At 41.2% G+C, this 7,754-nt stretch carries 5 protein-coding genes; 3 read left to right on the plus strand and 2 right to left on the minus strand.

The window, feature by feature from the left end; all coding sequences use genetic code 11:
* Window positions 1–1,557, minus strand: a 1,557-nt coding sequence (locus tag AC55NX_RS20190; protein ID WP_496997360.1) for a hypothetical protein, incomplete at its 3' end; no start/stop codon positions are given.
* Window positions 1,558–2,026: 469 nt separating this feature from the next.
* Window positions 2,027–2,986 carry a LysR substrate-binding domain-containing protein gene (locus AC55NX_RS20195; protein WP_496997361.1) on the minus strand — a complete coding sequence of 320 codons (960 nt, stop codon included), beginning with the start codon at window positions 2,984–2,986 and terminating at the stop codon, window positions 2,027–2,029.
* Window positions 2,987–3,161: 175 nt separating this feature from the next.
* Here AC55NX_RS20195 and AC55NX_RS20200 point away from each other — a divergent pair, with 175 nt between their 5' ends.
* From AC55NX_RS20200 to AC55NX_RS20210, 3 genes are all read left to right on the plus strand, one after another.
* Entirely contained in the window at window positions 3,162–4,685 is a 1,524-nt protein-coding gene (locus AC55NX_RS20200; protein ID WP_496997362.1) for an AbgT family transporter, read from the plus strand.
* A gap of 94 nt (window positions 4,686–4,779) precedes the next feature.
* Window positions 4,780–6,105 (plus strand): amidohydrolase, encoded by a 1,326-nt coding sequence (locus AC55NX_RS20205; RefSeq protein WP_496997363.1) that lies wholly within the window; start codon window positions 4,780–4,782, stop codon window positions 6,103–6,105.
* 88 nt (window positions 6,106–6,193) lie between these two features.
* The gene (locus AC55NX_RS20210) at window positions 6,194–7,678 is read left to right on the plus strand and encodes a M20 family metallopeptidase (RefSeq protein ID WP_496997364.1); all 1,485 of its coding nucleotides are present in this window, start codon (window positions 6,194–6,196) and stop codon (window positions 7,676–7,678) included.
* Window positions 7,679–7,754: the final 76 nt, after the last annotated feature.

The raw sequence follows: 7,754 nt of genomic DNA on the forward strand, positions 1-7,754 counted from the left end.
TTTATTGTTATAGCTTCGCATATAGTTACAAATCAGATCGTTTCGTTTATTACCTACAGGAACGTTACTCGTTTGGCTAATATATGGTTCATATAAGCCCACAATTTCTACAATGTCTCCTTCGTTTACATTAAACTCGTATGCATCTCCCTTTTTAAGGGTAATATCGTGAACCAACGCGTTACCATTTACACGTAAACACTTAATAGTTGTAACCTCGTCTTCAATTTCAGCGATCACTAGCCGACTGAATGTGCTTGGGACAACAAAGAGGTCCTCACCGACCTTGGACACACAAGATGCTAGCAGTTCTCTTTCATATACTATCTTATCAGCTTTTAAACTAAATAAATGCGGACATGAACCAATCTGCCACCCTACGTTCAGGGTAAATGTATTTGTTGGATCAAAACATCTAATGTTTGTTGAAAGTGAACGCCCGCCTTTTTGATAGTTTAAACGCTTTACGTTCCACTGTTCACCGTAAACGAAGAACGTTTGATCTTCTTCAAGCATTATAGACTCTTCGAATACTTCATACACTTTCTCTTCGTAGCTATTCTTGTGATGTTGAACAATTTTTTGGCGCGATAACGGTGTTAAAGGTGGTACTAAAATACTAACAGGAATAACGATGCATTTGCCCGGTTCCAGCATAATTTTTGGTAGCGTTGACACTTTCTGCTGCTCTGAATTTAACTCGAAGTCATAGAATTCATTTTTATTATTAAAATCAACTAATAAAGAATCTAAATCAACGAGTTTATTCGAGTTGTTTTTAATAGATAGAAACAGCACCCATAACTTTCTTACAACAAGCTCTTCTTGTAACTCAACATCCCAGCATTCATTTGGATATGCTCCAGCATAGCCAAGTCGACCAGAAAAACCACTATCAATCATTAACTTGATGATTGAATCTTTAGTATAAAGAGACTTTTTATCATTCTCGTCTAGTTCTCTAATAAGACTAAAGTAAGCATGATTAGCCTGACCTTTGTTTGGTTTTGATGCATGTGGATATAGACTAATGTAGTTTTCCTCACTGCCGAAATCTTCAGAAGTAAAGTGACTTGTAGGTCGATATTTGCAAGGATGAGAAGAAATAATACTATTAATTGTATCTAAAACATTATTCTGTAACAACATTGCTTTATCTTCAGGGAAATTTGTTAAATCCCCTGAGCACAACTCTTTCAAATAATCAAAATCTTCACAAATATAATAATTAACTGAAAAATCGTGATCTAGAGATTCTTCATACATAAAAACCTCATGTTCTTGGTTTCTCACCAACCTCAATAGATAAACCGACATCGAAACAAATACTAATCCGATAAATGCCAAACTGTTATTTGTGGTTTCACCCGCCTCAATGTTAATTACAAGATCATCAGTTATTAATTGAAATTTCACTAAAACACTCAAGACGCTGGGAGTCAGCAATCCAAGCCCAGCTGTAAGTAGAAGTAGGATGAACTTATTATGAAACTTGGGATTGACCATCGAGTTTAATTTAGTCAGGAAAATTTGACTAATTTGTTCTTTTAATTTCAAGAAAACCTCTATTAATATATGACATTCGAACAATGGGCTAACACTTCCCATACGGATTTCAGCCGTTTTTCTTATCGTTCGATAATACAGATTTTTATATTATTTTCAATTTTAAATCAGACTCTTAGCAAGATATAAGAAAAGTTAGACTGCAAAACGGAGTGTTATTTTATAGAGTCCACCGGGCGGATTTCGTCGGATAAATTTTAGTAAGGCAAACGCACATTGGCAGAATTTGAAAGTGTAAAAAGTCTAACACATAAAGGGGCACTTCTAAGTTACGAAATGCCGAGTGTGACGTTTCCGGATACAAATGTGCCAGTAATTTTGTATGGGGAATTTGCTTTGTTCCACGCACTGTTAAATTATTTTTAATCAGTTTATGCAGTTACAACATGGCAAAACACCACCTCTATGTTTAAGGTCAATATCAAACAAGCTTACAGCCACTTTAAAGGTTTCATTTATCCTAGCCCTTGCTGATATTGTTCATGGAAGAATTTGAATCGGCGACAGTTTGATTGATACCAGTAAATAACGGACGGGATTGATACTTAAACAACTTTGCTAATTCAGACGCAAGAGGGGTAAGTTGACTGGATTTTCTGCACACCAGATAATAAGTTGCTAAAGGTAGAGGAGGATCTAACACAATCTCTGTAAGTTCAGAAGCGTAGGTATAATGTTCTATCGCGGCTGAAGAAACAAGGCCAATGCAGTCTGTCTGACTAATGATTGATAATCCGGAAAGATAGGATTCACAAGTAATGGAATGCATGAGTCTCTTGCCTTTCATAGATAGGATCTCATTGATGGTATTGAGGAAGCTCATTCCTGTTGTGGGCATAATCCAGTCACATGTCAGAAGCGCTTCCAGGTTCTGCTCTTTCAGTTTAGGATGCCCTTTTCTGGCCATAAGCTTAAATGGCATCTCAATCAATTTTTCTTTGGTAAATTCATGAAGAGCCAAATCGGATTGTACGGTATTTATGGCAAAATCTAATTTGCCTTGCCGTAGTTGCTCAATGTGCATTTCCAGTTGGCCTTCCTGGATTTTTATTCTGACATGTGGATATTTCATACGAAATTTACGAATAACCTGTGGCATGAGTTCACATGCCACGCTAGCACCAATGCCTATATTGATGGTTCCTTCGTGCTGACCCAATATCTGTTTAATGTACTCTTCAGCAATATCCATCTCTCTTAATATTAAGTTTGCATGAGAGAGTAATTGTTCACCGATTACGGTTAGTGTGACACCTTGACTGCCTCTGATCACAACTTGAGTTCCTAAACTATCTTCCAGATCGCGTAATGTCTTAGTTAAGGCAGGTTGTGAAACACCTAGGAGTCGGCTTGCTCCACGAATACTTCCACACTTAGCAATCATGGAAATTGTGCGTAACTGATTAATTTTTAGTGCCATGAGCTTTTTCTTCTTCCGTGATAACCTCAGGTTATCACCATATAATAATTGTTGTCTTGTTTGATATCCATACTGTGAATAGATTGTCTGAGTAAAGAGGTTTCTTGATAGAACATCATCAGGAAGATGAATAGAAGCCTTCACTTTGAGTAGTACATCAACAAGGATGGTACAAATGTCACAAGTGCAAACGGCAGTTTCAACGAAAACTGCATCACAAAGCCGCATATTTAGTGCAATAGAGAGGGTGGGAAACAAGCTACCCGAGCCAATTGTTTTGTTTTTTATTTTGACGATTGTAGTGGTTGTCGCTTCTGTATTAGCAGCAAATGGAGGCGCATCAGTTATTCACCCTGCAACCGGTAAAGAACTTCCAATCCGCAGTTTAATGTCTGACGAAGGCATTGTTTACATTTTTACTAATATGGTGAAAAATTTCACGGGTTTTGCGCCATTAGGCTTAGTTCTATCAATGTTAATTGGGGTTGGACTAGCTGAACGAGTCGGATTGTTAGAAAGTGTAGTTAAACACACTATTCTTAATGCCCCCAAGTCTATGATTACTACTGCGGTGGTGTTTGCCGGCATTATGATGAATATTGCTTCCGACGCTTCTATGGTGGTATTACCACCTTTAGCAGCACTGGTCTTTATGTCAGTAGGTAGAAACCCAATTGTCGGACTTATGGCTGGTTTTGCGAGTGCTGGTGCCGGATTTACCGCTAACTTAGTAATTGCAGGAACTGACGCCTTATTATCTGGCATTTCCAGTGAAGCGGTGAAAGCGGTTGCTCCGGATATGACAGTCACTCCTATCGATAACTGGTACTTCAACATCGTATCAGTATTTGTTTTGACTGCAGTCGGTGTATTGGTTACCGAAAAAATCATTGAGCCAAAGCTGGGAAAATACCAAGGCAAACAAAAGTCAATGACGAATCCTGTGTTGGAAGGTCGCGCGCTACGTAATGCAGGTATCACAGCGGTTATCTATCTTGCAGCGATCACAACGTTTGTACTGTGGCCGGGTTCACCCCTTCAAAATGCAAATGGCGGTTTAATCCCTTCTCCATTTTTGAAAGGTATTATACCTATTATTCTGTTTTTCTTTATTTCAGTTGGTACGGCATATGGAATAACACTTGGCCTAATCAAAAACAGTAAAGATCTGACTCGATATATGTCCGAAGCCATTTCTGATATGTCGAGCTATATTGTTCTTATCTTTTTTTGCTCTCAGTTTATCGCCTATTTTAACTGGAGCCATTTAGGAACTTGGGTCGCTGTTAACGGTGCAGAATTATTAAAAGATATCCACTTTGACGGAATAGCAGTAATACTTGGTTACTGTGTATTTACAGCAGGACTTAACTTCCTGATTCCAAGTGGCTCTGCTAAATGGGCACTTGAGGCTCCTGTTTTTGTACCGATGTTTATGCAATTAGGTTATCACCCCGCTTTTATTCAGCTAGCCTACCGAGTTGCAGATTCTTCTACAAACATTGTTACGCCGTTAAGCCCTTATTTTGTAGTCATTTTATCTATGATGAAGGAGTATGATAGAAAAGCCGGAATGGGATCGATGATCGCCTTGCTCATGCCGTACACACTTGCATTCTTAGGTAGCTGGCTCGTACTTCTTCTTATCTTCTTTACTTTTAATTTACCTATCGGTCCAGGTATTTATCCAATGCTATAAGCCTTCAACATTGAATCAGGCCAAATGGGGGAAGCCCTCCCCCATTTGTCACTGCTCAAAACTAACTGCACTTTAGAATCATAACGGAGAATAAATGATGCCAGATAATAATTATGAGTCTCAACTAAATACTATTAGCAAGAAAATGATCGAATGGCGTCGTGATCTTCACAAGCATCCAGAATCAGGCTGGGTAGAGTTTAGAACATCAACTATAGTGGCTGATTTATTAGATAAATTAGGCTATCAACTTGCCCTGGGTCGCGACGTGATTAACACAGAATCACGTATGGGCGTACCAAGCCCGGAATTTTTACAACAGCAAGAGAAAAGAGCGCTTGAACAAGGGGCCATTGAAAAATGGCTGAGTTACTTTTCCGGCGGTTTCACTGGTATTGTCGCCACGTTAGCAACAGGAAAACCTGGCCCTACGATTGGCGTAAGAGTTGACATGGATGCTCTTGATTTAGAAGAAGCTTCGTCGGGAGATCACCTGCCTCATCAATGTGGCTTTGCTTCTATTAATCATAATATGTCCCATGCCTGCGGTCATGATGGTCATACGGCAATAGGCTTAGGGCTTGCGAACTATTTAATGGAGAACAAAGAGCAATTATCTGGAACCATTAAACTTATTTTCCAACCAGCGGAAGAAGGCACTCGCGGGGCGAAATCCATGGTGGATGCCGGCGTAGTTGATGATGTCGATTGTTTTATTGCTATTCACATTGGAACAGGGGTTCCTGACAATGAAGTCATCTGCGGAAGTAACGAATTCTTAGCGACAACCAAATTCAACGTAGACTTCCAAGGTGTCCCTTCTCATGCCGGCGGTAGCCCAGAACAAGGGAAAAATGCCATTCTGGCGGCAGCTCAGACCACTATTGGCTTACATAGTATTAGTCGTCACAGCGAAGGCGCATCCAGAATTAACGTTGGCGTAATCAATGCCGGTACAGGGCGTAATGTCATAGCCCAGCATGCCCATCTCAAAATCGAGTGTCGTGGCGAAAACAATAACATTAATGATTATATGTTTGCCCGAAGTGAGGCTGTTATCAAAGGGGTGGCAGCAATGTACGAAGTCGACTACAAGATTGACGTTGTTGGCTCAGCACAGCAAAGTGCTCCTTCACCAAACTGGGTCTCATTTATTGCCGATAAAGCGGAAGGCTTGAATCGTTTCCGTAAAGTGCACCACCTTACTGAAGGGGCATCGGGTTCGGAAGATGCGACTTACTTTATGGAGCGAGTCAAACATCATGGTGGACATGCCACTTATATGATTTTCGGTACAGAACTGGCGGCGGGCCACCATAACGATAAGTTCGATTTTAATGAAAGTGTACTGCAAAACGCTTTAGCTTTGCTCTCTGAGGTTGTAATGAATGCTAAAGAGTTTCAGGACTCATTAAATTAAAACCAAGTAATGCAGATTCGTTGATGTTGAATACGGGTCTCCATTCCCAAGTCAGCATGGTTGGATAGATAAGACGAAAGGAATTGTGATGTTAACATATGAAGCTGAGGTTCTATCTGATGACACAATTGAGCATCAGGACATGTATCAAACGTTATGGGACGATATTGATAAGTATGAACCGGAACTGACGGACTTAAGCCGTCAGATTTGGGAGTTTGCCGAAACGAGATTCGAAGAATACCAGTCTTGTTCAACAATTAAAGCCTTTTTGCAAGAGCATGGCTTTACCATTACCGCACCAGTAGCGAATCTTGATACAGCCTTTATTGCAACCTACGGCAACGGTTATCCCAATATTGGTTTATTAGGCGAATATGATGCTCTCCCCGGTCTAAGCCAGCATGCCCATTCAACTAAACAGTCTTGTATTACCGAAGGAGGCAATGGACATGGATGCGGACACCATTTACTTGGCGTTGCTGCGGTAGCTGCTGCTCTGTCATTGAAGAACCGTATTGAAGAACAAGGCTTACCTGGGAGAGTCACATTTTATGGATGTCCCGCAGAAGAAGGGGGGGCCGGAAAAACCTTTATGGTGCGCGACGGTGTTTTTTCTAACACGGATATCGCTATAACCTGGCATCCTCAAACATTTATGGGTGTGTTTAATACCCCGACGCTAGCAAACATCCAAGCGGAGTTTTACTTTCATGGTAAAGCAGCACACGCAGCAGCGGCCCCCCATAGCGGTCGTAGTGCCTTAGACTCAGTTGAACTCATGAATGTTGGTGCGAATTACTTGAGAGAGCACATTCCCACCGACTCAAGACTTCATTATGCGATAACAAATGCCGGGGGATCAGCCCCTAATGTTGTCCAGCCCGAAGCTTCCGTTCGCTATCTGATCCGTTCTCCTCGTGTTTCAGATGTTCAGGATATCTATGAGCGATTACAGCAAGTCGCTCAAGGGGCTGCTATGATGAGCGGGACTCGCGTAGAGGTGGATTTTATTAAAGCGTGTTCCAGTTATCAGCCTAACCGACTCCTTGAACAGGTCATGTCAAAGCATCTTAACCAGTTAGGAGTGCCCAAATATGATGAAGGCGAGCTGGAATATATGTCAGAAATTAGAAACACCTTCACTCGCGAGGATATTCTGGCCAATATTAATCAAGTTCTGGCAACAAACAGGGAGATAGCACAAAGCGATTTGGACTACCTTTATCATCATCCAGTCCTCAACAGCGTGGTTCAATATAAGCCATGTTATGAGTTACTTTATGGTTCGACCGACGTTGGTGATGTCAGTTGGGTAGTCCCAACAGTACAATGTTTCTCAGCTTGTTACGCCTTTGGCACCCCTTTGCATACTTGGCAAGCGGTATCTCAGGGCAATACCTCTATCAGTTATAAGGGGATGATTGCCGCAGCTAAGGTGATGGCCGCAACGGGCCTTGAAGTCCTGCTTAATCCTGAGCTAGTGAGTCAAGCTAAAGCGGAGTTGGAAAGTGTCTGCAAAGTGAATCCTTACCATTGCCCTATCCCTGATAGTGTCACCCCCCGGGCCTAAACTCAGCATGCTCACGTTCAGTTTTGTATAAATGCCAAGCACTGATACGTACTCTTGAAGAATAAACCAGTGCCCA

This window comes from Vibrio rubrogenes, assembly GCF_059641415.1.